General features: G+C 53.9%; 19 protein-coding genes. 15 read left to right on the forward strand and 4 right to left on the reverse strand.

The genetic code is table 11. The features are described from left to right. The first annotated feature begins 115 nt into the window (after nucleotides 1–115). A complete protein-coding gene (locus tag ACZRKZ_RS24630) occupies nucleotides 116–799 on the forward strand; it encodes a hypothetical protein (protein WP_463983018.1) in 684 nt (227 codons plus the stop codon). Nucleotides 800–861: 62 nt separating this feature from the next. Here ACZRKZ_RS24630 and ACZRKZ_RS24635 read toward each other — a convergent pair whose 3' ends face one another. Continuing rightward, nucleotides 862–1,110, reverse strand: coding sequence for an antirestriction protein ArdR (locus tag ACZRKZ_RS24635; RefSeq protein ID WP_463983019.1), 249 nt, complete (start codon nucleotides 1,108–1,110; stop codon nucleotides 862–864). Between the two features lie 133 nt (nucleotides 1,111–1,243). After that, a complete protein-coding gene (locus ACZRKZ_RS24640) occupies nucleotides 1,244–1,480 on the reverse strand; it encodes a hypothetical protein (RefSeq protein ID WP_463983020.1) in 237 nt (78 codons plus the stop codon). Nucleotides 1,481–1,918: 438 nt separating this feature from the next. On the opposite strand from ACZRKZ_RS24640, the gene mads1 reads away from it, so the two are divergent. The 14 genes from mads1 (at nucleotide 1,919) to ACZRKZ_RS24710 (ending at nucleotide 24,292) form a co-directional block, all read left to right on the forward strand. Further along, nucleotides 1,919–2,122: a methylation-associated defense system helix-turn-helix domain-containing protein MAD1 gene (mads1, locus tag ACZRKZ_RS24645; protein WP_256357230.1), complete on the forward strand. Its 204-nt coding sequence runs from the start codon at nucleotides 1,919–1,921 to the stop codon at nucleotides 2,120–2,122. Continuing rightward, complete coding sequence (locus tag ACZRKZ_RS24650) at nucleotides 2,115–2,726, forward strand: DUF1819 family protein (protein ID WP_218430055.1); 612 nt, start codon at nucleotides 2,115–2,117, stop codon at nucleotides 2,724–2,726. Before mads1 ends, ACZRKZ_RS24650 begins: the two co-directional genes overlap by 8 nt. Continuing rightward, nucleotides 2,723–3,379: a DUF1788 domain-containing protein gene (locus tag ACZRKZ_RS24655; protein WP_463983021.1), complete on the forward strand. Its 657-nt coding sequence runs from the start codon at nucleotides 2,723–2,725 to the stop codon at nucleotides 3,377–3,379. The genes ACZRKZ_RS24650 and ACZRKZ_RS24655 overlap by 4 nt, the downstream gene beginning before the upstream one ends. Before the next feature lie 11 nt (nucleotides 3,380–3,390). Beyond that, nucleotides 3,391–6,948: a BREX system P-loop protein BrxC gene (brxC, locus tag ACZRKZ_RS24660; RefSeq protein ID WP_463983022.1), complete on the forward strand. Its 3,558-nt coding sequence runs from the start codon at nucleotides 3,391–3,393 to the stop codon at nucleotides 6,946–6,948. A gap of 72 nt (nucleotides 6,949–7,020) precedes the next feature. Beyond that, on the forward strand, nucleotides 7,021–10,452 hold the full coding sequence (gene pglX, locus ACZRKZ_RS24665) for a BREX-1 system adenine-specific DNA-methyltransferase PglX (protein WP_463983023.1): 3,432 nt from the start codon (nucleotides 7,021–7,023) through the stop codon (nucleotides 10,450–10,452). Between the two features lie 3 nt (nucleotides 10,453–10,455). Then, the gene (locus tag ACZRKZ_RS24670) at nucleotides 10,456–11,730 is read left to right on the forward strand and encodes an AAA family ATPase (protein ID WP_463983024.1); all 1,275 of its coding nucleotides are present in this window, start codon (nucleotides 10,456–10,458) and stop codon (nucleotides 11,728–11,730) included. Beyond that, the gene (locus tag ACZRKZ_RS24675) at nucleotides 11,727–12,374 is read left to right on the forward strand and encodes a retron system putative HNH endonuclease (RefSeq protein ID WP_463983025.1); all 648 of its coding nucleotides are present in this window, start codon (nucleotides 11,727–11,729) and stop codon (nucleotides 12,372–12,374) included. The genes ACZRKZ_RS24670 and ACZRKZ_RS24675 overlap by 4 nt, the downstream gene beginning before the upstream one ends. Next, a complete protein-coding gene (gene pglZ / locus ACZRKZ_RS24680) occupies nucleotides 12,371–14,878 on the forward strand; it encodes a BREX-1 system phosphatase PglZ type A (RefSeq protein ID WP_463983026.1) in 2,508 nt (835 codons plus the stop codon). Before ACZRKZ_RS24675 ends, pglZ begins: the two co-directional genes overlap by 4 nt. A gap of 12 nt (nucleotides 14,879–14,890) precedes the next feature. After that, nucleotides 14,891–16,993 carry a BREX system Lon protease-like protein BrxL gene (gene brxL, locus ACZRKZ_RS24685; RefSeq protein WP_463983027.1) on the forward strand — a complete coding sequence of 701 codons (2,103 nt, stop codon included), beginning with the start codon at nucleotides 14,891–14,893 and terminating at the stop codon, nucleotides 16,991–16,993. 514 nt (nucleotides 16,994–17,507) lie between these two features. Continuing rightward, nucleotides 17,508–20,123, forward strand: coding sequence for an AAA family ATPase (locus ACZRKZ_RS24690; RefSeq protein ID WP_463983028.1), 2,616 nt, complete (start codon nucleotides 17,508–17,510; stop codon nucleotides 20,121–20,123). A 586-nt stretch (nucleotides 20,124–20,709) separates the two neighbouring features. Further along, entirely contained in the window at nucleotides 20,710–21,255 is a 546-nt protein-coding gene (locus ACZRKZ_RS24695) for an IS110 family RNA-guided transposase (protein WP_463983053.1), read from the forward strand. A gap of 356 nt (nucleotides 21,256–21,611) precedes the next feature. Then, nucleotides 21,612–22,637: a DUF4238 domain-containing protein gene (locus ACZRKZ_RS24700; RefSeq protein WP_463983029.1), complete on the forward strand. Its 1,026-nt coding sequence runs from the start codon at nucleotides 21,612–21,614 to the stop codon at nucleotides 22,635–22,637. 119 nt (nucleotides 22,638–22,756) lie between these two features. Continuing rightward, on the forward strand, nucleotides 22,757–23,446 hold the full coding sequence (locus tag ACZRKZ_RS24705; protein ID WP_463983030.1) for a hypothetical protein: 690 nt from the start codon (nucleotides 22,757–22,759) through the stop codon (nucleotides 23,444–23,446). A gap of 285 nt (nucleotides 23,447–23,731) precedes the next feature. Beyond that, nucleotides 23,732–24,292 (forward strand): hypothetical protein, encoded by a 561-nt coding sequence (locus tag ACZRKZ_RS24710; RefSeq protein ID WP_463983031.1) that lies wholly within the window; start codon nucleotides 23,732–23,734, stop codon nucleotides 24,290–24,292. Nucleotides 24,293–24,627: 335 nt separating this feature from the next. Here the strand turns inward: ACZRKZ_RS24710 and ACZRKZ_RS24715 are convergent, their stop codons facing one another. Together ACZRKZ_RS24715 and ACZRKZ_RS24720 are read right to left on the reverse strand one after the other, a co-directional pair. Beyond that, the gene (locus ACZRKZ_RS24715; protein ID WP_463983032.1) at nucleotides 24,628–24,762 is read right to left on the reverse strand and encodes a hypothetical protein; all 135 of its coding nucleotides are present in this window, start codon (nucleotides 24,760–24,762) and stop codon (nucleotides 24,628–24,630) included. Between the two features lie 513 nt (nucleotides 24,763–25,275). After that, a complete protein-coding gene (locus tag ACZRKZ_RS24720; protein ID WP_177031951.1) occupies nucleotides 25,276–25,608 on the reverse strand; it encodes a hypothetical protein in 333 nt (110 codons plus the stop codon). Between the last annotated feature and the right edge of the window lie 176 nt (nucleotides 25,609–25,784).

Consider the following 25,784-nt stretch of genomic DNA (forward strand, 5'->3'; position numbering starts at 1 on the left):
AACACCCAAAGGCCAAGCGATCAGGAAATTCGTGCCCGCAAAGGCTGTAGATCAAATCCGAATCGTGAAGGCGTCCCCCCCAGAACGATTGAGCAATCTGAAAGGAGGCACCGCGATGAGTGCATTGAACGTCCAAGACTGGCAGGCGGTCCTGAAGGACATCGCAGACCAAAAACGCCATAGGCTGACGGGAAGTGAATACAAGGAGCTGGTCGGCCTCATCGATGCCCAGCCAAAGGATGTAGAGAGCCTGGTTCAAACCAGAAAGCTCGTTGCCCAGTTGGCACAACACCAAGGACCTGATGCTCCAGCTCCTTTCCGGGATCCTGGGCATAATCGTGCATTCCAGGTTGAATCGTTGCCGGCAGCCCCTGCAGAAGGCGATGAACGTCTTCGCGAGCGAGTGATTAGCGGTTCACGGATTTTCGCATCCCGTGAATACAACCATACCTCTGAAGCCGCGCAGTTCAATGAGCGTGGTGAAATGGGACGATTGGTGCACGGGCACCGCCTCGATGTTATGCACAACACTGAGGGGCCAGGTGATAGATTCGACGTGTTCCAGGTCAAAACCTCTACTCACATCCCATACAGCACGGGTATTCCCGGTAACCCTGTAGACGGTGAGCGCAAGGCGCACGGACAGTTCAATACATTCGCAGAGGCAGGCGCAAGCATCGATGAAACGGTAGGGGTTAAACAACGCCACTCGCTGCTGATCCGCGAACGCCAGGCTGAACACGGAATCCACTTCAAAGAAGCACCACCTGCAGTGCCTAAGGCTCCACGACCGGCCTAACGATCTTCCAAAATAAAACCGCCAAGACGGCGGGGCTTGGGTGTATCAGGTGCAAATTTCCCTTAACTGTCTGGGTCGACCACAACCCAGCATTTGGCGCCGTTTTGATCATCACCACCCTCGGCGATGAAGACGTGGCCAGCGTCGTCAACGGCATAGGCCCCTGGGCGTTCGTGAACCGCATCCCGCAAGCAGTTTTTCCAGCCATACACTTCACCTTGCCAAACCAGTACAACGCCGCCACGGTGTTCCTGGTTGCCCAAACGCCATTGAGCGACTGTTGCGTGTAGTGCCTCGACAAGCTTACTCATAACCGTTTACCGTGAATCCGTAAGTCGTTGAAAAGGCTTGTGACCTTGCTCGTTCCGCTGCACAAAAACAACACAGATGGAGGTGAATCCGCTAGTCAATTGCCCGACTGGTTTTACATGTTCAGTTCTGTGGTTATGTGAGGTTGCGCGTAATCGCTCTCGCGATCACGTTCACCGACAGCTTGCCTCGGTTGTCCCTGGTGTTCTCCAACCCAAGCATCGAGCACCCGACAGATGCCGCGTCGTCATGTAGCTGCTGCTCTCTCACAGTGCCTGGTTCGTCACGCACGATTCTGAAACCGTGCTGACGCAGCTTGCGGATGGTTACGGCGATATCTTCTGCCGCCTCATCAATGCACCGAATATCCATGGCAACCCTCTCAGTGTTGTGGACGCAAAAACACGCCCCGGTACTGCAAAGGCCCAATCGAACGGGCCGGGGCTCATGCCGAGATAAGGCAAAAATTAGGACATTTTCTTCGCAAGCGGTTGTTCTATAAAGGCTTGCGTGAAATCCACCTCAAGTCCTCCTGAATGGCTGGCCACCTCGGACAATCCGCGCAAGCCTATTGCGTTGTCTCAGGAATTCTCAATCCCGACAAGTAGTTGCAGACCAAATGAGTGAATTTTCCCTTATCTCGGCATGACCCCATCTTCGGCCGCCAACTCCTGTCGCGCATTCTTGATCGGCCGCTCTCAGCGCGGAGAGTAAAGCCAGCGCCGGTTAATGTGGAATATCGGTATAACCTTATTAAACCCGACTAAATCGGCTAAGATCGTCAGATATTTTTTACTGTGAATCAATTCCATGACCGACCGTTGGCTCAGCGTTGATGAAATTGCCGAACACCTCGGCGTCAGCAAGGACACCGTTTATGCATGGATTGCCAAACGCAGCATGCCAGCTCACAAGGTCGGTCGGTTGTGGAAGTTCCAGAAGGTTGAGGTGGATACCTGGGTCAAAGCTGGCGGAGCCAGTGACGAATCGCAGCAGGCGCGAAGTGATGGCTGAGCGTTATCGTCTTTCTTTCACCACAGGTGGCCTGTTTTTGCAGGAAGCACCGCTGGTTGTGGAGCGCTATCTAACGCTGCGTGATTGGAAGCAAACACGGGAGCAGGTGCGTGATGAGAACCTATTGCAAGTTCGTACAGCAGCTGCTGCGACACGTATCAGTAAGGAGTTGATCGCGCGTCTGGAGCTGTTGGATCCAGAGGAGCTGGAGTTCTTGATGGATGGCAGCCTGCGCGAGCAAGGCTACCTCCTGTGGGCAGCAACTTGCCGGCGCTATGCTTTCATCCGCGACTTCGCACGCGAAGTTCTGCGCGAGCATTACCTGCTTATGCGCCGCCAACTCACGACAAGCGATTACGATGCCTTCTGCAATGCCAAAGCTTTGTGGCATGCCGAGCTGGATGAACTGGCTGCGTCCACGCATAGCAAGCTCCGGCAAAATCTGTTTCGCATGTTGCGCGATGCCGACTTAGTCAGTGCACAGCATCTGATCCAGCCCGTGTTGATGACCCCCGCGCTGGCCCACTTACTGGCCCGCCACGGTAACGAGCAATTGCTGATATTTCCGGCAACTGACCATGAAATTAAAAGGTGGCTGCAATGAGTCAGAAAATCAGTCAGCAGCCGCTGGCAGCTCGCTTTGAGCACCTATTGAGCGTCATGAGTGGTCGGCGCTTTCTGGAAATGAAGGGGCTTAATAACGATCTGCCGTTCTATATCTGCGAATTCAAGGCGGCGGAAGCCTTTGAGATACAACGCATGCAGCGGCAATTGGTCAATACGCTGGCTGGTTTGCGTGTCGATTGTCTACAGGGGCGTGGCGTGAAGGTGTTGGAAATCAGCCTCTATGACCTGACCATCGATCTCTTAAAGGCTCGTGAGGGCGGTGACGAGGGGGTCAGCTTGTGGGAGCAGATCCGCGCGATTGAGTCTGATGTAGATAAAGACAACCTATTGGAACTTTTGCAGGGTGTATTGGACGTCAAGGAGCACCTGATCCCGGCTATTAGCGAACGGATTGCCCAGGCGGATTACGACGTTTTGTTTCTCTCCGGCATCGGAGAAGTGTTTCCCTATGTCCGCTCGCACAACGTACTCAACAACTTGCAAAGCACGGCCAAGAACAAGCCCACGGTGATGTTCTTCCCCGGTGAGTATCGGCATTCGCTGGAACAGGGCGCGTCGCTGGAGTTGTTCGGTTTGCTACACGACGACAAGTATTACCGCGCATTCAATATTTTCGAGTCTCAGGTGTAAGGAAGCAGTCAATGGAACTCAATGGCATTTTCAAAAACTCCGTCGGCCGGCCGATTGAAGGCGTCATCAAAGCTGACGACGAGACCAGCCTGTACAACGAGCTGAGTGAATACGTACTCACTGACGAAGTTGCCAAACGGCTGGAGCATTTCCTGGATGCCTACACCGACTACCACCATGCCAACGGCGTCTGGGTGTCCGGCTTCTTCGGCTCGGGTAAGTCGCACCTGCTGAAAATGCTCGCCCTGCTGCTGGAAAATCGCCAGGTCGACGGCAGTACTGCATTGGACATCTTACTACCCAAGATCAAGGACAACGACGAACTGTTGCGCGCCCAGCTCAAGAAAGCTGTCGCCATCCCCTCGAAAAGTATTCTGTTCAACATCGACCAGAAGGCCGACATCATCAGCAAGACCCAGGTCGACGCCTTGCTCTCTGTGTTCGTCAAAGTCTTCAACGAGATGTGTGGTTATTACGGCAAGCAGGGCTACATTGCCCAGTTTGAGCGCGACCTGGACAGTCGCGAACGGTTCCAACCGTTCAAAGAAGCCTACCAGAGCATCGCCAATAAGCCCTGGGAGCGTGGTCGCGAGCAGGCGCTGCTGGAGACAGGCAACATCGCCAAGGCCTACGCCAAGATCACCAACGAAGACCTGGCGCTGGCCAAGGGCATCCTAGATAAATACCGCGCTCAACACAGCGTTTCCATTGAAGACTTCGGCAATCAGGTCAAGGAATGGCTGGACAAACAGCCGTCCAACTTCCGCCTGAATTTCTTTATCGATGAGGTCGGCCAGTACATTGCCGACAACACCAAACTCATGACCAACCTGCAAACCGTAGCTGAAAGCCTGGCCACCAAGTGCGAGGGTAGGGCGTGGGTCATCGTCACCGCACAGGAGGATATGGACTCCGTGATGGGCGATATGAGCAAGCAGCAAAGCAACGACTTCACCAAGATCCAGGCCCGCTTTGCCAACCGTCTCAAACTCACCAGTGCCGACGTGGCTGAGGTAATCCAGAAGCGCCTGCTGACCAAAAACGATATAGGTGCCGACCTGCTGAAAACTGTCTACGACCAGCAGTTCAACAACTTTAAAACCCTGTTCGAGTTTGCTGATGGCGGCCAGCACTACCAGAATTTCCGCGATCTGGAGCACTTCACCTACTGCTACCCCTTCGTGCCTTACCAGTTCCCGCTGTTCCAGTCGGCTATTCGTGGCATATCCATGCACAACGGCTTTGAGGGTAAGGCCAACTCGGTGGGCGAGCGCTCCATGCTCGGCGTATTCCGCGAAGTGGCCATGGCCATCGACAACGAGCCAGTCGGCCAGCTGGCCACCTTCGAACGCATGTTCGAAGGCATTCGCGGCGCGCTGAAAAGCGCTATTCAAAGCGCCATCAACAATGCCGAGCGGCACCTTGGCGACCCTTACGCGGTGCGCGTGCTCAAAGCATTGTTCTTGGTCAAGTACGTTAAGGAGTTCAAGGCCACTCTGCGCAATCTCAATGTGCTGATGCTGGAGCGTTTTGGTGAAGACATTCCAGCCCAACGCAAGAAGCTGGAAGCGGCACTCAATTTGCTGGAGCAGCAAACCTATATCCAACGCAATGGCGAACTTTACGAGTACCTGACCGACGAAGAGAAGGACATCGAAGAAGAGATCAAAAACACGGAGATCGAAACTGCCGATGTCATCAAGGAGCTGGAAACCCTGCTGTTTGATGGTGTGATCAAGCAGCGAAAGGTCCGCTATGAAAACGGCCAGGACTACGCCTACACGCGCAAGATGGATGACCGCTCTCTCAGCCGCGAGTCTGAGTTGGCTATCCATATCGTCACGCCGTTGAGCGACAACTTCGACAACCTCATGGTGCAACGTATGCAGAGCATGGGCCGTGATGAACTGCGCGTGGTGTTGCCGGCCGATGCCCGCTTTATGCAGGATCTCACCCTGCACAAGCGCACCGAGAAATACATCCGCCAGAACAGCAGCACCCAGCAGGAAGCGGTTAAACGCATTATCGATGCCAAGGGCTTCCAAAACACTGAGCGTCTGGCCGACCTGCAAGATCGTGCCAAAGAGTTGCTCGGCAAGGCCCATCTGATCATCAACGCTGCCGATGTGGATGCAAGTGGCACCGACGGTCAGACCCGTATTCTCAAGGGCTTCTATCTGCTGATCGAAACGACCTACCCGAACCTGCGCATGCTGCGCGATGTACCGTTCAGTGAAAACGACATTGGCAAATACTTGCGCCAGGCACAGGACGGCTTACTGGGCAACGATGTCACTAGCCTGACCGAGCCGGAACAGGAGCTATTGGCTTATATCCAGAGCAACGCCCGCAGCGGTGTGCGCACTACGGTCAAAACGCTGCTGGAACGCTTTGAGCGCAAAAACTACGGTTGGTACTACGCGGCAATTCTCTGCAACCTCGCCTTGCTTTGCGCCCGTAGCAAGGTGGAAGTGCGGCAAGACAGCAACCCACTGGAAGGCGACAACCTGGAGCGCAGCCTGCGTAATACCAACGCCCACACCAGCCTGGTGCTAGAGCCACAAATTGAGTTCAGTGCCTCCCAGGTCCGTCATCTCAAAGAGTTCTTTGCCGATTTTTTCGACCGCCCGGCCAGTAGCAACGAAGCTCGCGCTTTGGCGCGAGAAACCATCGATGCCATAAAAGAGCTGGAGATCGAACTGGCCGACCTGCACGGGCAAAAAGCCCAATATCAGTTTCTCAGTGTACTGGATGGCGTAATGGCCACCCTCAAGGAAATCGCCAGCAAAAACGCCAGCTGGTTCCTTACCGACCTGTCTCGTGCCTCCGATGCCATGCTCGACAGCAAGGAGCAGATCATTGAGCCTCTGCGCCGCTTTATGGGTAGCCCGCAAAAAACTATTTACGATCAGGCACGCCAACTGGTACAGGACCAGGAAGATAATTTTGCCTATGTTGCCACAGGTGAGGTTGAAGCCATCAAGGCGTTACTCACCGAAAATAAACCCTGGCAGGGCAACCGACTGCAGCAGGCTAGACCGCAACTGGAGGCCCTGCAACAAGCCATTACCAACCAGCTTGCCAGCGAAATGAGCACTGCAATTAGTCGGCTTGCTGAGTTGGAACTGCGTCTGCAGGGCACTGACGAATACAGCGGCCTTAAGAAAGAACAGCAGGCCGAGCTTGGCGCATCTTTTGTTGAGGCTCGGCAATCAATGCAAGGGCAGAAGCGCATCGCCATGATCCGAGATCAGCTGCGTACTTTTGAGGACAATCAATATGCACAGTTGCTACTCAAACTGGAGCGGCTTGCGCGCCCTAAGCCAGCACCCATTCCAATGCCACCTGCTTCGCCGCAACCGACAGCGGACAAGCCGGACATCGACTATCCGCAGCCGCCAAGCGCAGAGCTGCCCAAAGTGGCCGATCGTCTCGTACCGGCACGCACCATCAAGGTGGGCTACAGCAAGCCTTGGTTGGCCAGCGAGGCCGAGCTGGATGACTACTTGCAGCAGCAGCGCGAAGCCTGGCTAAAGGAAATACAGGCCGGCAACCGCGTACAGATCTAAAACGGACAAGTGCCCTCGATCATTTGCGTCACACCATGCAAATGATCGAGTCAGCCCATAAAGAGAAGAGAAATGGAAACCAGCAAACTCAAGAAGTTCGCCCAGCAAGCACGCCGTCTGCTGCTGGAGCAGGTCGGTGCCAAGCTCGCTCTGGTGCTGGATGCCAGCAGCGCCGCCCGCCGTGAAAATCCGCAGGCCGTGGCCCAGTTGGAAAAGCAAATTGCTACATCCAGCCGCGAGCAACTCATCGACAAGGTGGCCTACACATGGTTCAACCGCTTCTGCGCCCTGCGCTTTATGGACGTGAATACCTATACGCGCATCCGCGTGGTATCGCCCGCTGACGAAGGCCAGTTCCAGCCGGAAATACTGGCTGAAGCCAAAGCTGGCCATATCGATGAAGATCGCGTGCCCGAAAAAATCAGTCGGCAGATCCAAGCCCTGCTCAGTGGCGCTGCGCCTAGCCACGACCCGCAGCAGGAGGCCTACCGCCTGCTAGTGGTGGCCGAGTGCAATAGCTTCCACAGCTCCATGCCTTACCTATTCGAGCGCATCGCGGATTACACCGAGCTGCTGATGCCCGCTGACCTGCTTTCAGGCAACTCTGTTTTGGCCTACACCCGTGAAGCCATGACGCCCGACGCTTGCACGGATGTTGAGGTGATTGGCTGGCTCTACCAGTTTTACATCTCCGAGAAAAAGGACGCTGTGTTTGAAGGGTTGAAAAAGAACCAGAAGATCACCCCTGAAAATATCCCCGCCGCCACCCAGCTGTTCACCCCGCACTGGATTGTGCGTTACCTAGTGGAAAACTCCCTAGGGCGTCTGTGGATGCTCAACCACCCTAGTTCGTCACTGGTCGGGCAGATGGACTACTACATCAAACCCGAGGCTCTCGAAACCGATTTTCTTAAGATCACACGGCCCGAAGACATCAAGGTCTGCGACCCAGCCTGCGGCTCTGGCCACATGCTCACCTATGCCTTCGACCTGCTCTATGCAATCTACGAAGAAGTTGGGACGGACCCCAGTGAGATCCCCGAGAAAATCCTTACCCACAACCTCTACGGCATCGAGCTAGATGAACGAGCGGGGGAGCTGGCCGCTTTTGCCTTGACCATGAAGGCTCGCGCCAAACAGCGCCGCTTTTTCAACAAGGCGATTAAGCCAAATATCTGCGTGCTGGAAAAGGTGGCGTTCAGCCCTGACGAACTGGATGAATACATTACGGCCTTGGGGCGCGACCTGTTCACCCTCGACCTGTGCGAAACCCTCAAGCAGTTTGAAGAAGCTGACAACTTTGGTTCGCTGATTTGCCCCAAACTCACTAGTGTGCAGAATGTGTTGCCGGTGCTGGAAGCGAAAGACATGGCTGGTAACTTGTTCCTGGCTGGCACCCACGCCAAAGTGCTGCAGGTGCTTCGGATGGCTGATTACCTCAGCCCGCGTTACCAAGTGGTGATTGCTAATCCACCCTATATGGGAAGCGCTAACTTCAATCCGAGCCTGCGAGCTTTCCTTGAGCAGGATTACAAAGTTACCAGAAGTGATTTATACGCCATTTTTATGGAGAGATCGCTTAAGCTTCTGGCAAAACGCAGCTACCTTGCGATGGTGACAATGCAAGGTTGGATGTTTACAAAATCGTATGAACACCTTCGATCCCTCATTATCGACTCCTGTTATATCAATACTCTGGCGCAACTCGGTACCAAGGCCTTCGATGAAATAAGTGGTGAAATTGTTCAAACGTGCGCCTTTGTCGTGCAAAACGATAAGCCAAAAACAATCCCGTCCACCTTTATTCGATTGGTTGATGGGGATGGCGCAGAAAAAAATCAGACCCTCGTCAATAAGGGGCAAAGATACTCATTTTTTCAGACTGATTTTGCCAAGATTCCTGGGAAGGTCATGGTCTATTGGACTGGAAATTTGATTGTTAAAGTTTTTGAAGAGCTACCATCCGCTAGCAAATTTGGAGAGTTTCGAGAGGGAGTTCACACCGGTCAAAATGATAGCTATCTGAGATATTGGTGGGAGATTGGCAATGACAAATTTTCAATTGGCGAGGGAAGCTATGACTCGATAGAGAAAAACCGTAAGAAGTGGATCCCGTATAACAAGGGTGGATCGCCTATACGCTGGTATGGGGGTAATGAGTGGGTCATTTCATTCGATGATGCATCTCGTCAGTCAATGGCTAAGCTTAGTGGTCACGTACGGCCAAGTCAGGCTTTTTACTTCAAGGAGGGTGCAACTTGGCCTGATGTAAGCTCCGGAAAATTTGCTGTCAAACATTACCCTGACGGATTCTTGTTTGACGCTAAGGGGCCCGTATATGTCGGAAGCTACCTTAATAGAATGATTTCTGTCCTAAATTCAAAGACATTTGTCTATTTGGCATCATTGATGATGCCGACTTTGGCATTTAAATGCGGAACAGTTCGAAATATGCCTGTTCCTCCACTTGATGCATTGAGTGAACTTGATGTGGTTTCAAGCGAGCTAATTGAAATTAGTCGTAGTGTGTGGGATCAGGGCGAAAAATCTTGGAGTTTTTCAAATTCTCCGCTTTTGCCGAACAAACCAGTATCCTCGAAGATTTTTGGCGCTATTACTGATTACAATGAGATGGCAGAAATTCGGTTAAGAAGGGCCATAGATCTTGAAGTAAAAAACAACAGGATCACATCAAACGCATATGGTCTGTCTGATATTACAACCTCTGAGGTTGAAATAGATGAGATTTCAATAGGGGTCGCTAGCCAAGTTGAATTAGTCCTTGATTTTATATCGTATGCAGTTGGCTGTATGTTCGGTCGCTATAGCTTGGATAAGCCCGGCTTGGTGCTGGCAAATCAGAAAGGCGTACTGGCTGACTATCTGCGTCAGATCCCCGAGCCTCGTTTTATGCCGGACGAAGACAACGTGATCCCGCTGCTGGATGGCGAGTGGTTTGCCGACGATTTGACGGAGCGCTTCCGCACCTTCTTGCGCGTTACCTTTGGCGAGCAGCACTACGAAGAAAACGTGGCCATTATCGAACAGTCGCTAGGTAAGGACGTGCGCAAGTACTTCATCAAGGACTTCTACACCGACCATGTGAAGCGCTACAAGAAGCGTCCCATTTACTGGTTATTCGCCAGCCCCAAGGGCACCTTCAGCGCGCTGATCTACCTACATCGCTACCGCACCGACACAGTGAGTGTGGTGCTGCAGTATCTGCGCGATTTTCGCAAAAAGCTCGCCGCGCGCCTGGACTACCTGCAACAGGTCGGCATTAGCACTTCCGCCAGCCAGGGCGAAAAGACCCGTGCCCTTAAGGAAATCGATGCGCTCAAAAAACAACTGTTGGAGCTGGACGACTACGAGCGCGATACCTTGTACCCACTGGCGACCGAACAGCTGCCGCTGGATCTCGACGATGGCGTCAAGGTTAACTACCTCAAACTTGGCCCAGCGTTGAAAAAAATCGTTGGGCTCGATGCCAAAGGTGAGGATTAAGTCATGCGCATTGATTCAATCAAGTTGACGAATTTTCGCGGAGCGCTCGACCTACACCTGACGCTGAATGAACGTATCAACGTGTTTGCCGGCGTCAATGGAGCGGGCAAATCGTCGGTGCTCGATGCACTGGCACTGGCACTCTCGTGGGCGGTTAGCCGTATTCGTCATACGACTGCTTCCGGGCGGCCGATTGCAGAGCCGGACATCACCAATGGTAAGTCGACAGCCACGATAGAGCTGAGTTGCCATAGCGCTCGTGGCAGCGTGGCCTGGAAGCTGTCTAAAAGCCGAGCGGGGCATGCGTCTGAAGACAAGAGCAGTTTTCATGAGCTCAAGGAGTTTATTCACGACCTGCAGGAGCAGATCTCCCAGACCCAGGAGCGCTGTAACCTGCCGTTGTTTGTGTATTACCCCGTCAATCGTGCGGTGCTGGATATTCCGCTGCGTATCAAGGAACGGCATCGGTTTTCGCCGCTCTCGGCCTATGACGATGCGCTGACCAGTGGGGCGAATTTTCGTACATTCTTCGAGTGGTTTCGCGAGCGCGAGGACCTTGAGAATGAGCACCGCAAATACCGCGATGATCTGGTTAAACCCGATGACTACTGCTTTCCAGACAGAGAGCTGGAGGCAGTACGCGGGGCGTTGGCGTGCTTTATGCCGGATTTCACCAATCTGACGGTGCGGCGTAACCCACTGCGCATGGAAGTTGAAAAGCTGGGCAAACGCCTCTCGGTCAGCCAGTTATCCGATGGCGAAAAATGCATGATCGCCCTGATTGGTGATCTGGCCAGGCGTTTGGCCATTGCCAATCCAACACTGGATGATCCACTGCAAGGGCAAGGTGTGGTGCTGATTGATGAGGTGGATTTGCACCTGCACCCCAAGTGGCAGCGTTTGATGGTGCCTAAGCTGCTGGAGGTGTTTGGGCAGTGCCAGTTCATTCTCTCAACCCACTCAGCGCATGTAATCACCCATGTGCAACCAGACTGCCTGTATCTGTTGCGCCAGACCGAGCAAGGTTTGGTGACTGAGCATCCACGCGAATCGTTCGGCATGAGCGCTGAGCGCGTGCTGGAGGACTTGATGGGCTTGCCGACAACTCGGCCAGAAATTATTGAAAAAGATTTACACGCTCTATTTTTGGCAATCGATAAGAATGAACTGAACGAAGCTAAGGACAAAATCGACGCTTTGCGTAGACGTATTGGTGATGATCCTGATCTGGCTCGCGCAGATGTGTTGATTCGCCGCAAGGAAGTCATCGGTCGATGAAGCATATTTCTAAACAACCTGAACCGCAGGCTTTAGTGGATTGGAAGGCGCAGGCGAATGCGGACTGGCAGCCGGCTTATGAGCTGTTGAGTGGTGCACCTAAGCAAGCTTTGAAGCAGGCCTTGATGGTTGAGCAAGGCTTTATTTGTTGCTACTGCGAGCAACGCTTGCGCGATGACGATGCGCACATTGAACACTACAGGCCGCAGAGTGATCCGGCCTGTGATGCACTCGATTACGCCAATCTACTGTGTTCTTGCCAGAACCGGATTGAGCGTGGAGCACCGCGCCACTGCGGTAATCTCAAGGAGGATTGGTTCGACGAGCAGTTGCTGGTTTCCCCGTTGTCAGAGGGGTGTGAAAGGCACTTTGCCTTTGCCGGGGATGGATCTATCAGGCCCCGTGATTCGGATGATCAGGCTGCTGCCATCACTATCGAGAAGCTCGGGCTAAATATCCGAAAGTTGCAGGAATTACGTAAGAGAGCCATCGAGCCGTTTCTTGATCCCGAGCTCAGTGATGCTGACCTGCAGCTATTTACGCAGGCCTACCTGACACGAGATGCAGACAACAGGCTCGGAGAGTTTTGTAGCACGGTTGCGCATCTGTTCGGGCGTGACGAGCCGGGAGTGTATGGCGCGTGAGTAATACAAAAATAACCCAGGCCCTGAACAACCTGTTCGACAAGCAGCGCATCGTGTTCTGGTACGACACCCGCCTGGAGTTTCGAGCTGATTTCGACACGCTGGAGCTGCCGGACGTTGAGAAAATCGAATTGGCTAACAATGAGTTCAGCGTGAAGTACCGTTTGTTGCGCGAACAACCAGAGCAAAAATTTCTGCTCTACCGCGAAGGAGCGGAACCCGCGCATCTGGATAACTGGCTGCTGGATGTGCAGCTGGCCAGCGGTAATTGCTTCCGTACCGATCAGGTTGCCTTGTGGCTGGCTGAGCTGGAGTTGGCACCGGACTGCTATCCGCTGCTGGAAGCCCATGTGGCGTTTTTCGAATCCGCCAAGCGCCGCGAGGCCCTGAGCAAGTTACTTGAGCCGGGTGATTCGCAGAACCTGCTGCAACGCAAGATGCTCTCCGTGTGTGCGGGCAACGAGCCGCGCCTGGATGTGATTCTGGAAAACCTGCTGGGTGATCTGGCCACTGGCAAAGATGTGCGAATTAAGTTAATCGAAAGCAGCGGCTTGAATGCCTATCTGTGGGAGCAGATGAAGCGCGCCTATGGTTATAGCTCCGAGCAACCAGGGTTACACGATTTCGTTATCGAGCTGTTTAAGGCTTGTTTCATGCTTGGGACCGACCCGGCTTACAAAGCGCGACTGTCCGCTGAGGCGCTGGTGTTCCTCAAACGCTGGAAGGACAGTCGTTCGCATGAGCAGAGTTTCGAGACACTGTCTGAGCAGTGCGCGGCGGTGCTGCAGATCGACGACAAGCTGCAAAAACTGGACTGGCGTAGCCTGCTGGAGCTGGATTATTTCGAGCTGATCGACCGCAAGATCCTCAGTGAGCTGGTACGTGCCGTGGTGGCCCGTACAGTGACCGCTCAGGAGGTGGAGCAGTGGGTACGCCAGCGCCGTCAGAGCCACTGGTTTGAGCGCTTCAAGGATGTGTACCTGGCGCTGGAGCATGCGGCGCAGTTCATCCAGGTGCTGGACATAACGCAGCTGCAAATGGAATCGCTGACTGATGGCGTGCAAAAGTACGCCAGTCAGTGGTTCAGGCTGGATCAGCGTTACCGCAAGTTCGTCTATCACCTGCGTGAATCCGGCCAGGCTTCGCTGCTGGGTGAGTTGGCTATGCAGGTCGAGAATCTGTACTGCAACAACTACCTGAGCCGTCTTAACGATCGCTGGCAGCAGCACGTGGATGCGGCGCAGCAGTGGGAGGCCGCGCCCGTAGTGCTGCAGCGCAATTTCTTCAGCCGCTATGTGCAGCCCTTTGTGGAGCGCAGAACTAAGGTGTGCGTGCTGATTTCCGATGCGTTCCGCTATGAGGTAGGCGAGGAGCTGCAAAGCCTGATTCGTCAGGAAGATCGTTTCGAGGCTGATCTGGAACCGATGCTGTCGATGCTGCCGAGCTATACCCAGCTGGGCATGGCGGCGCTGCTACCCAACAGCAGCCTGCAACTGGCCGACAACGACAGTGGCGATGCCATAGTGGATGGTCAGAGCGCTCAAGGCTCGGTCAACCGGGGCAAGATTCTGGCGACTAGGGTGCCAGCATCCCAGGTGGTACGAGCCAAGGATCTACTGGCGATGAACCAGGCCGACTCTCGTGCCTTGCTGCGCGACAATGAGGTGGTTTACGTTTATCACAACCTGATCGACAAGACCGGCGACACCCGTGATACCGAAGAGCGAGTGTTTGCGGCGGCCGAGGAAACGCTCAGTGAGCTGATCCGTCTGGTGAAAAAGCTGACCAACGCCAATGCCAGTAACCTGCTGATCACTGCCGATCATGGCTTCATCTATCAGAATCATCCGCTGCAGGAGAGCGATTTCCTCAGCAGTGAGCCGGAGGGCGATGAGGTCCTCTACCGTGACCGGCGTTTTGTGCTGGGTCGTGGCTTGCGCGAAGGAGCCAGCTTTAAAACCTTCAACCCGGTGCAACTAGGCCTGACGGGTACGCTTATGGTGCAGATTCCCAAGTCCATCAACCGTCTGCGGCTGAAAGGCTCTGGCAGCCGCTTTGTGCACGGCGGTGCCACCCTGCAAGAGGTGGTGATCCCGGTCATCCGCATTAACAAGAAGCGCCAGAGCGATGTGGGCCGGGTGGATGTGGAGTTCATTGGTGGCGGTGGCAAGACCATCACCACCGGGCAGTTGGCGGTGGTGCTCTATCAAACCGAGGCAGTGACCGAGAAACTGCAGTCGCGCCGGCTGCGTGCAGGTCTGTTCACGCTGGACGGTGAGCTGGTATCCGATCAGCATGAGCTGTTGTTCGACTTCAGCTCTGCTAACTCGCGTGAACGGGAGTTGCCGGTGCGCTTCATTCTCAGCCGCAAGGCCGATGAGGCGAACAATCAGCAGGTGGAGCTGCTCCTTGAAGAGACCGTGGAAGGCACTTCACACTTCACACGGTACAAAGCCGCGCGTTATTCCATTCGCCGCTCGTTCAGCAGCGAATTCGATTTTTAAGCAGGAGCTCCAATGAGTCAGCTCGACGACAAGATCAACCAGCACTTTGCCGGCCTGGTGGTGCGCAAAGACCTGGTCAAAGCGGTGAAGGGCAACGCCATTGTGCCGTCGTATGTGCTGGAGTACTTGCTGGGCCAGTATTGCGCGACCAATGACGAGGCGACGATCCAGACCGGTATCGAGACGGTCAAAGAGATCCTGCGCAAGCACTATGTCCACCGAAACGAAGCAGGGCTGGTACGCTCGACCATCAAGGAGAAGGGGCGGCACAAGGTTATTGACCGTATTAGCGTCTCATTAAACGACAAGGATGACGTGTACGAGGCTGAGTTCGCCAACCTGGGTATCAAGAAGGTGCTGATCGACTCCAACACCGTCAAGGCCCACCAGAAGCTGCTGGTGGGTGGTGTGTGGTGCATTGCGGATGTGGAGTATGAATACACCGAGGACAAGTCTGCCTCACCTTGGATTCTGGCCTCGCTAAAGCCAATTCAGATTTCCCGCTTTGATTTCGACGGCTATCTGGAGGCACGTAAGCAGTTCACCACTGATGAGTGGATTGACCTGCTGATCCAGAGCGTAGGTTTCAATCCGCAGATGTTCGGCAAGCGCAATAAGCTCGCTCAGCTTATCCGCCTTATCCCGTTCTGCGAGCGCAATTACAACCTGATAGAGCTGGGCCCGAAGGGCACCGGCAAGTCGCACGTTTATTCCGAGTTTTCACCCCACGGCATTCTTATCTCCGGTGGCGAAGTTACAGTTCCCAAGCTGTTCGTCCATAACGGCACGGGTAAGCTCGGTCTGGTGGGTTACTGGGATGTAGTGGCTTTCGATGAGTTCGCCGGTAAGCAAAAGCGAGTGGACAAGGCTCTGGTGGACATCATGAAGAACTACATGGCCAACAAGTCGTTCTCGCGGGGAGTGGAAACCTTGGGGGCAGAGGCCAGCATGGTGTTTGTGGGTAATACCGATCACACCGTGCCGTACATGCTTAAGCACACGGACCTGTTCGACCCGCTGCCGGAAAAGTTCCACGATTCAGCCTTTCTCGATCGCATTCACAGCTACATCCCCGGTTGGGAAGTGGATGTCATCCGTGGCGAGATGTTCTCCAGTGGTTACGGCTTCGTGGTGGACTACCTGGCCGAGATCCTGCGCTCGCTTCGTAGTCATGACTACTCAGATCGCTACAAGGGACAGTTCACGCTATCCGACGATATTTCGACGCGCGACCGCGATGGCATCAACAAAACCTTTTCTGGTTTGATGAAGATCCTGTACCCGCATGGCGAGACGACAGACGCTGAAGTGGAAGACGTATTGCGCACTGCAATTGAAGGGCGCAAGCGGGTGAAGGATCAGTTGCTACGCATTGACGCGACCTATCCGGCAGTTCGTTTTGCCTATCAGGGTGCTGATGCTCAGGAGCGTTTGGTGTGCACTCTGGAAGAGGATGAGTATCCTAATCAATACCATCGTCGGGGAGCGACTGAAGTTTCTACTGCAGACTTACCCCAAGTCGGCACTGACCCTTTGGCGCTTATCGAGGCAACGCCAGCCACGCAAGGACCAACTTCACGCCCTAGCAATCCTGTGCCTGTGGAGCCAGTGCTGAAAGAGCAGCATTTGGTCTTCCACGAAAATCAGCGAGGACTGAGTTTTGACAAATTGTTCAGTCCCTATCTGGTAGGTGCCAAGCGCATCATCATCACAGACCCCTATCTTCGTATGTTCCACCAGTTGCGCAACTTGATGGAACTGATGGAGACCATTAGCAAGCTGCAAGGTCCGGAAGATGAGGTGGTTGTTCATGTGGTGACCGTTGAGGATGATTCCAATGGTGATCGTCAGACCGAAAGCCTGCAGAAGATCGCTGATGCTTGTACCGGCGTTGGCATCCAGTTCAGTTGGGCCTACGACACCAGCGGCACCAAGCATGATCGAGACATCACAACCGACACGGGTTGGAAGATAGTGCTTGGCCGTGGCTTGGATGTTTTTCAGCGCTTTGAGCTGAATGATGCCTTCAGCTTTTCGAACCGGCTCCAGCAGCACCGGCAGTGCAAAGAATTCAGTGTGACCTTTGTGCGGGTTGACCCGGCAGCCTGCTCGTAAGTTACGGCGATTAGGCATAGGCACTCTGACGGAGGTTCGCTGCACGTCAAAAGAAAAGCTAGGCGACTGCGAACGCCTTAGGCGTGGAGAAATCAAGATTTCGGCCGTAGCAGGAGCTGAGCGCAAAAGCTGAGTCATCGCAAAAAATAAGTGAGAGCTCACCGTGCCGATAACCACCCCGGCATCGGCCGAGGGTGGTTTATCGTAAGCGGACTGCGCATAACGCTGTTTAAGGTAATCCCTGGCACCCAGAGACGGACAAGGGGTCATGCCCTCCTTCTGCAGCGCGTCGTATTGCCGCCAGAGCTCCTCTTCGATGAATTCGCCGTAACGCTCGGCCAGCTTGGCACAGCCGTTACGACCAAGATGGGGAGGCCGCAGAATTCGGAAAAAATCGTACGCTAAACCACTGGGCTTAGCCGCGAAAGACAACGAGATCGCCGCATGGGATGAGTCGTCTGATGGCACAATGATAATCTTGCGCTTATTCCCCTTGCCGATATGGAGTATCGAGATGGCTATTTACGAGGAAGTGCTGGCATGGGCGGACAGGTTGCCACCATGGAGGCAGGACGCCTTGCGGCGCCTGTGTGTTCAGGGGGGCTGGAGCGAAGCGGACCTTGGAGAAATTCTCGATCTCGCCAAGCAGCATCACGGAATCCGCAGCGCAATCGAGCCTACGCCGCAGCCGATCAGGTTCGCCGCAGACCATTTTCCCGCCGAGGCGAACCAGGACAGGGCTGTCGTTCTCACGTCCCTACATACACTGATTAATGTTGGGAAAATCCCGAGCGACCAGGCTCTGGAATTTCAGTCGCGGGGGCTCACCATCGCGTACGGTGGCAATGGCACCGGTAAGTCCGGCTATGCGCGCGTGCTGAAGCAGGCGTGCCGAGCTAGGAGCCCGGGTACCGTCTATGCGAACGCCTATGCCCCGAACTTCCAGCAGCTCACACCGAGCGCCACTATCGACTTCGAGTTGGACGGTGCCCCCGACCAGGCTATCTGGAGCGGTCAACGCGGCGATGTCCCTCGGACTGAGCTCAGAGGCATCTCCGTGTTCGATGGCGACTGCGCGCGCCACTACCTCCAGTCGAAAGAGGCAGCCGCCTTTCAGCCGTCCGCCCTAACCTACCTCCAGCAACTGGCCAATGGTCTCAATCAGGCCCTACGCCCAGGGCTTCAGGCAGAAATCGCAGGTCTCGCCACAGACGTTACGCCGTTCAATGTCATCCCCGCCAATACCGAGGCCGGCCAAGCAGTGCATCCGATCGGGCCGGCCACGGATCTGACGCGCGCGCGCGCCCTGGCCACGCTCACTCAGGATGAGCAAGCAGAACACGCGCGCCTTCCTCAGGAGATCAGCGAGGCGGACCCTAGCGCCAAGGCGATGAACCTCGACAATGCCGCTACGAGGGTCGATGAGTTGTGCAACAGCATCGCCACCACCGCCAGCGTAGTGTCTGATGATGCGATCGGCGCCGCGCAATTGGTGCATCGAAGATTGGTTGAAGCCGAGGCGGCCGAGCGCGCCGCATCTGCCCTGCTGCAGACGGAAGATGCCACGCCGCTGCTTCCCGGAACGGGGCAGGGCCCATGGTCGTTCCTGTTCAATGCCGCACGCGAGTACTCGACCACCACTGCGTATCCGGGACAAGCCTTCCCGGTGACCGACGACGGTGCAGCATGCGTGCTTTGCCAGCAGGAGCTGACTCCTGCAGCGAAGGATCGCTTGCAGCGCTTCGATCGCTATATTCGGGAAAAGGCGGCCGAAGCCGCTCAAGTCGCGCGCAACGCCTGGCAGGAGACCGTACGCGATGTCGGCCAGGCGATCGTCACCTTCATCGTACCCCCAGTCATGTTGGAGAGCTTGGGTAGTCGCGTAGCAACGCTGCCTGATGAGATCCGGACCTTCCAAGAAGACCTAGTTGCTCGACTTCAGTGGCTCAGAACTGGCGTTGCCAACGGGGAATGGCTGGACCGGCCAGCGTATCGCGGCGCAAACCCGACTGCATCGCTCCGCCAAATTGCGGAGAGCCTTCGCGCCGAAGCGACCGGATTGCGCGCGAACCTCGATGCAGAAGCCCTAACGGCCAAGCGGCTTCGCCTAAAAGAGTTGGACGCACGGCGGCTACTTTCCGAGCATATTGAAGGTATCGCCCAGGTGATCGAGAATCTTGCCCACAGGGCAAAACTCCAGAACTGCTTTGATGACATCGGTAATACGCGCTCGATTAGCGTGCTTGCAGGTCAGCTCGCGAGGACTTACGTCAGTGAGGCGTTGGCTGGGCGGATGAACGATGAACTCAGTGGGCTGGATCTTTACCACATCAGGGCGAGGGTCAGTTCAACCGGTGACGCAGGCTCAGTTCGCCTTGGAGTCCAGCTTCACGAATGCCGGATAGATCCGCATCTTGTTCTAAGTGAGGCGGAGCAGCGTATGTGTGCCCTCGCCTATTTCTTCGCGGAACTCCACCAGTCAGGGTCCAACTCAGGAATCGTATTCGACGATCCGGTTTCGAGCCTTGACCACAATCATCGAACCGCTGTAGCACGACGGATCGTTGAGGAGTCCGCCAACCGGCAAGTCATTGTGTTCACACACGATGCGGTGTTCTTCGGGGAGTTGATTGCGCTGAGCCAAGATGCCCAGCTGGTCCCTGAAGTGAGGTCGATCAGCTATCGCGCAGAAGGTCCTGGTTACATTGATGCCGGACTGCCTTATGACATGCGAAGGCATAATGAACGCATTGGACAACATCGTGCCGACCAGCAGCGGATTGCAGCTATGTTCAATAACCCCCCTGGGGATGACGAGCGGATTGCGGTCCGCAATGCGTACGATGACCTTCGCGTTACGCTAGAAGTTGGAATCGAGGACACAATACTAAACGGAACAGTAGTGCGGTTCCGCGACGGTATCTCGGTCGGCCGGCTTGATGGTGTGATGGTCGTGCAGGAGGCTGAGTTCCGCGAAGTGCAGCGTTTGCATGATAGGTGCTGCCGCAATGTGCGTGCGCATTCACATGCGGCCGGTCAGCAGCGTGCTGTTACGCAACCGGACGAGCTGCTGCGAGATCTCGAGGCGGTCAACACCTTGTTCCAAGGCATCCGCAGGCGCAGAGGCTAAGCGACACTCCACTGCTAGCACCTCCTCAGCCAATGATACGTGCACGGGGAAAGTTACGCCGATAGGCTGCTTTGGGTCGATTCTGTTGAAAAAGTCGGTTCTTCCAGACTGCCCGCATGGTGACCGCTGAAAACGCCTTTTTTGCGCGCCGCTACGCGAAATCTGAGCCCGGAATCCTCTGCTCAATGTAAAGATTTCAATCTCAAGCGCGTACTTTTCTACCGTGGAAACCATGGCCGACTTTTTCAACAGAATCGGTCGTTCTCTGTCGGTCATTGCCCCGAGACTTATTGGTCAAATGCGATGCAAATAGCTGGTTAAGACCATGCAATTACTCACCGCGAACGTCCAGTTGAAGTACACCTCAATTGGGCGTCAGGCGAATCACTCGCGTAGCGTCAGAGTAGGGCCGCTTTGTGCATTTTCTGACGCTTTGGCGTCAACCTCTATAAGCCCCAACCTGACAGGCCGAATGCTTAGCGAATGAAAGGGACTTCCCCGTCCAAGTCTGCGGCGAAAGTCGCGAGGCGGCATCCAAGTGCCATGATGAAGTTTCAAAGCTGCATCAATTACGGGAGGGGAAGCCATATCAGTTATCACGCTGGGAATCGATTTAGCCAAGACGGTATTCGCCGTTCACGGCGTCAATGAGGCTGGCAAAGCCATATTGGTGAAGCCGAAGGTTGCGCGTGATCAGTTGGTGCCATTGATCGCGCAGTTACCGCCGTGTTTGATTGGCATGGAGGCTTGCTCAGGGGCGCACCACTGGGCGAGGGTGTTTGTTCAGCAAGGACATACTGTCAGGTTGATGGCGCCTAAACTCGTTGCGCCTTATCGGATGTCAGGTAAGCGCGGCAAGAATGATGCAGCAGATGCTGCGGCAATCTGTGAGGCAGTGACCCGACCCAGCATGCGGTTCGTACCCGTCAAGGACGAGCATCAACAGGCGACTCTTTGCCTTCATCGCACTCGGCAGGGGTTTATCGAAGAGCGCACAGCGACTTACAACCGACTGCGCGGATTGCTTTCTGAATTTGGGGTGGTCCTGCCGCAAACCCATCACCGCTGCCTCTTCGCAAGGGGGGAGGCCGCAGAATTCGGAAAAAATCGTACGCTAAACCACTGGGCTTAAGTGCGTACCCTGTTCCGGTGCTCCCTATTCGCGGCTTTGGAGCAATAGACCCAAAAACCAACGTAGGCCTGCCGTGTGCCTGAGAACTGCACGATGCCGATGGTGATGACAGGCAGCAATCGGCCAGAATCGGACGTTCGACCAAGGACAGCCCCGACCAAAAGCGGTTGCTCGGATCAGGCGCGCTTCCGGACAAAAGCGGTAATTCGGTATATCTAAGAACCTAGAGGTGATTGAGTTTATTGCAGATCCTGTGGGTGTTGTTGCCGCTGAAGGGCTTTACTGACGCCATCGATCCACGCAACGATGGAGTCCACCATTAGGTTAGCTATTTGCAGTTCAGGAGCAGTCATACGGTGAGGCACCTTAAGAAAGACAATCACTATGTCCCGCAGGCGTATCTCAAACAGTGGGCAATTGAAGGCGAAATACCCACTTACCGATTATTAGTGCCGCATGAAAATTGCGAGATGTGGAAAAATCACTCTCCCGGCAGTATTGCTAAACATCAACATTTGTATACTTACTATTCAGGAACCGCAGACACTGACGAAGTCGAACGCTGGCTTGACCGAGACTTCGAAAGTCCGGCGACTGTTTCGATTGCTAAGGTAGTGATAGGGCATCGTATTGAGCCTGAGGATTGGCATAATTTGTTTCGCTTCGCTGTAGCCCAGTCTGTTAGAACACCATCTGGGCTCCACCAGTTTACCGAAAGACAACAAAAGACCCTGCCAAGCTTGATCACTGATACGCTGGAAAAGTCACTAGCCAAGCTCAAAGCAGCGGCAAAGGCTGGTATTAAGCTGCAATCCCATCCTGCCGACGACGCTGAGAACAAGCTGCCAATCAAGGTTTCACGCGTTACGAATGCTGAGGGTACGGAAGGGGTGCAGGTAACAGCACTGAATGGTAGGAAGATGTGGATTTGGCAATTGCGCCATGTGCTAACCCATACCATTCATCGGTTGCCAAAATACCGCTGGACGATCTTACACGCACCGCCAGGAATGACTTGGCCTACAAGTGACAATCCTTTAGTTAAAATTTCTTTCAATGCGAGAGGTGAGTATTACCTGGACGGCGGATGGGCCACACCAGGAGTGCAAATAATACTCCCGCTCAGTCCTAAGCACCTTCTTTACACAAGGCTGGGGGTGCGTCCACCTCCAAAAGGCACGACTCTCAACTGGCAAGAAGCAGTTTTTTTTCGCCAGGTTATTCTTGAGAGTGCCCTTCGGTATGTTTTCGCTGTTGACCCAGCCGAGATTAATATTATTAGGCCACGCACAATCTCACAGGAACAGTGCCGCCATGAAATCAAGATGTGGTCGAATTGGCACAGCAGTCAATCCAAAGAAGAGGCGGAATACCCAGACTGAGTACTGATGAGCGCATTCAGCAGATTTACTCTGCTAATTGAGAGCTTTATATCTAAAAGGGTTAGTACGCGCCCTTTAACTCAATCGTCAAAATCAACTCACTACGAGCCCAGTCTACAATGAGCACAATTAAATATTTATACGGAAAAAGTGAGTTCCTATCTGGACTTATAGAAGGTGGCGGTACACTTCGCCTATGTGATATTCGACATTATGGGCGCCTGGAGAATGAAAAAATTAGAGACTTAGAAGAGCGCAAAGAGTACGAATATGAGCCGGGAGCAATAACATTAAGCATCAATGATCACGAAATACAGGCTGAAGAGTTCGCATCGAATCTAAAATTAAATTTACCGACCAGGCTTTGTTATTGCATATGTTTCAGCAGTAAAAAAGACGCCCCGGAATTATATAATAAATTTGATGCAGATGTATGCCTTGAGTTTAACGTTGACAGCCTAACTGAATTTCTAGAGTTTGTTTTCCCTAAAGATCATGGCTGTCAAGTAGAACACCGACCTGTCACTTATTACGATGTGAATCCATTGCTCAACATGACAGATCCACATAATAGCGTTTTTATGAAGCACTTATCTTTTAAAGATGAAGATGAGTATCGTCTAGCAGTATTTTTTCCATTTGATGGAAGAACAATCCTAAATGCAGGAGGCCAAAAAATTGAAATGCTCAAACAATGCCTCTGCAAACCTGAAGAAATTAATAGGTGCACATGCTACTTCATATACTTAGATAACGGACTGAGTGACAAATTTGCAAGTTACATATCAAATGTATACACAAGAAGTTAACAAGGCGCCGCTTAATCGTTATGAATTTCTGCAAAGGGTCGAAAGCTGCCGTTATTGAATAACTGTTAACCTCTTCTTTTCCGGCGGCCGTACCACCCGCGCCACACCTATGCCTCGATGCTGATACCTGCAGGCGAGCCACCATGTGCATGGCAACGCAGATGGGCTGTAGCGACTGGACTTTGTTCGCTAGGATGTCTGGTCGCTGGGTATCTGCAGCTGATACAAAGGCGGGAAGCAAAGCCGAGACGCTTTGGCAACTCAACCCGATAGATAGGAATCAGGATGACCCAAGCGAAACAGGTGCTGGATACGAAGCTAAACCGGACGCTTGAAGATGACATGCGAGCAGTCACTGTACTGCGGGTAAACAATCTCTTCACGCATGCGCTGGCGGCCATGTTTTCGTCTATTGACAAGATGGCATGGCTCACCACAGTCGGTCACGAAAGCGAGGGAAAAGATTTTAAGGCCTGGGTAGACGCCTACTTTATTTCCGGTCAGCCGCTGCCATACACCGCTAACGACCTGTGGGCAGCGCGATGCGGCCTGCTCCATACCGGGGCTGCCGAATCCCGCGATTACCGCAAAAACAATGCGAACTTGATCTATTACCTCGTCAACGACAAACGATCGGACGCAGAGGTAATGCAAATCATCGATCCCTACCTACAGAGCCAAGGGATAGCGTCGTCCCAGGTGACACTGGTGCAGTATCACGCCCTGCTGATCGAGTACATTAATGCGCTGGGGCGATTCCAAGATGCCTTGCAGAGCGATGCGGCATTGCACGCCCGCGCTGTGGAGAAGGCGGGTTTGCAACTTGCTTTCCAAGTCAACGATTGATAGCTTTGCGCTATCATCTTTCAGCCCCGCTGCGCTCGGCTTAGAGGGTTAAAAATTCCACAAAATATAAGCCTATAAATCAAGCGATTAGCGAGATTAAATGGGCTGCTTTGGCTAAGTAATGACAACAGAATGACAGCAATGGCGCCTAACGGTGGCTTGCTGCACAAGGCCAGTTGGGTCGCTGTCGCCACCCTCGCTGGAAAGCCCCGGGCAACCGGGAAACAGGAAATTGACAGCGCAGTCTGAACCTCCTTGCCAACTGCTTTATGAGACTGGGAGAACAGCTAGGGAGGATTGCCATGCGCATTTCTGAACAAGCTGGTTCAGCAGCTTTACCCCAACGCCTTACGGCGTTCGGCGGCGTGGTTGGCGTGCTTTGCACTGCCGGCCTTGCTCCAGTAACCGCTGTTGTACTGGTGCTTTGCGTTGCTGTCGTCTTGACGAGGATGTAAGGCTAGGGTGGTCATGCACGCGGGCGTGGCCATTCGAACCTAAATTGACGAGCTTTGGCAGAGTCCAGCAACCACTTCTCATATCTGCTGCCCCGCGCTAGTCTTCGGCGCCCCGTTTCCCCACAGCGCCCGCGAAATCGCACTCAAAGCCACTTGCCGTCGATAAGGCTGTGGGGAATGTGAAAAACCAGGGAGCGGGCTTAATCGATCTGATCAACAAATAAACCGCAGCGTGCGGGCGCGGACTACAGACAGCAATCGGCCCAGGCTGTGTAAAAACGCATGCCCCGTTTTGAAGTCTGCGTTGCTACGTAAAATCTGCCAGTGTTTTGGTTAGTCAGCAGACCTGAAGTTTGCGTAGGAACGAGACTTTCATTCCGATTCTGACTGTCGAACTTGCTCTAAAACGTTTTCACACAGCCTGGGTCGATTGCCGCCAGTGACGTCAGGCCGGAGGGGCCCTTCCCAGAGAGATCGTTCGGGTTAGCCACCAACAACGCCTAGCCCGCAAGCCTCGTGAAAATCCACTTACATCGACTTGATCGAAACCACTTCGACAAATCGGAATTTTTTCCTAGCCGCCTTAGTAGCTTCTTGCTCAGCTAGGAGGGTACTCAACGTATCGGCCTCATGGACCATCTCGTGCGTCTTGCCTTCAAATTCATTGCCCACCCGCAGCGTGACTCTCAGCCTGGGCGTGAATGCTTTCGCGATTTTCTTTTTCTCTGCCGCCTTCGCCGACTGCGTGATCACGATATCCGAGAGAGGCTTTTGCACTGGAGGCGCACTGCCCTGCGCAACTTGCTCGCCACCACCGAACAGCGCCCGGCGCATCTCTTCTTCAGTTAATTCTGGGTTCATGCCAATTCTCAGAGGGATGTTATGAGTAGCTAGTACGATTCTATCAGGATGACGAATTTCTCCAGTAGCGTGCCCCCTCTGATCAGCTCTAAACCCTTGGCGTAGCGTCAGAGTAGGGCCGCTTTGTGCATTTTTCTGACGCTTTGGCGTCAACCTCTATAGCCCCAACCTGACAG

The sequence above is a fragment of the Pseudomonas sp. c313 genome, assembly GCF_055407145.1.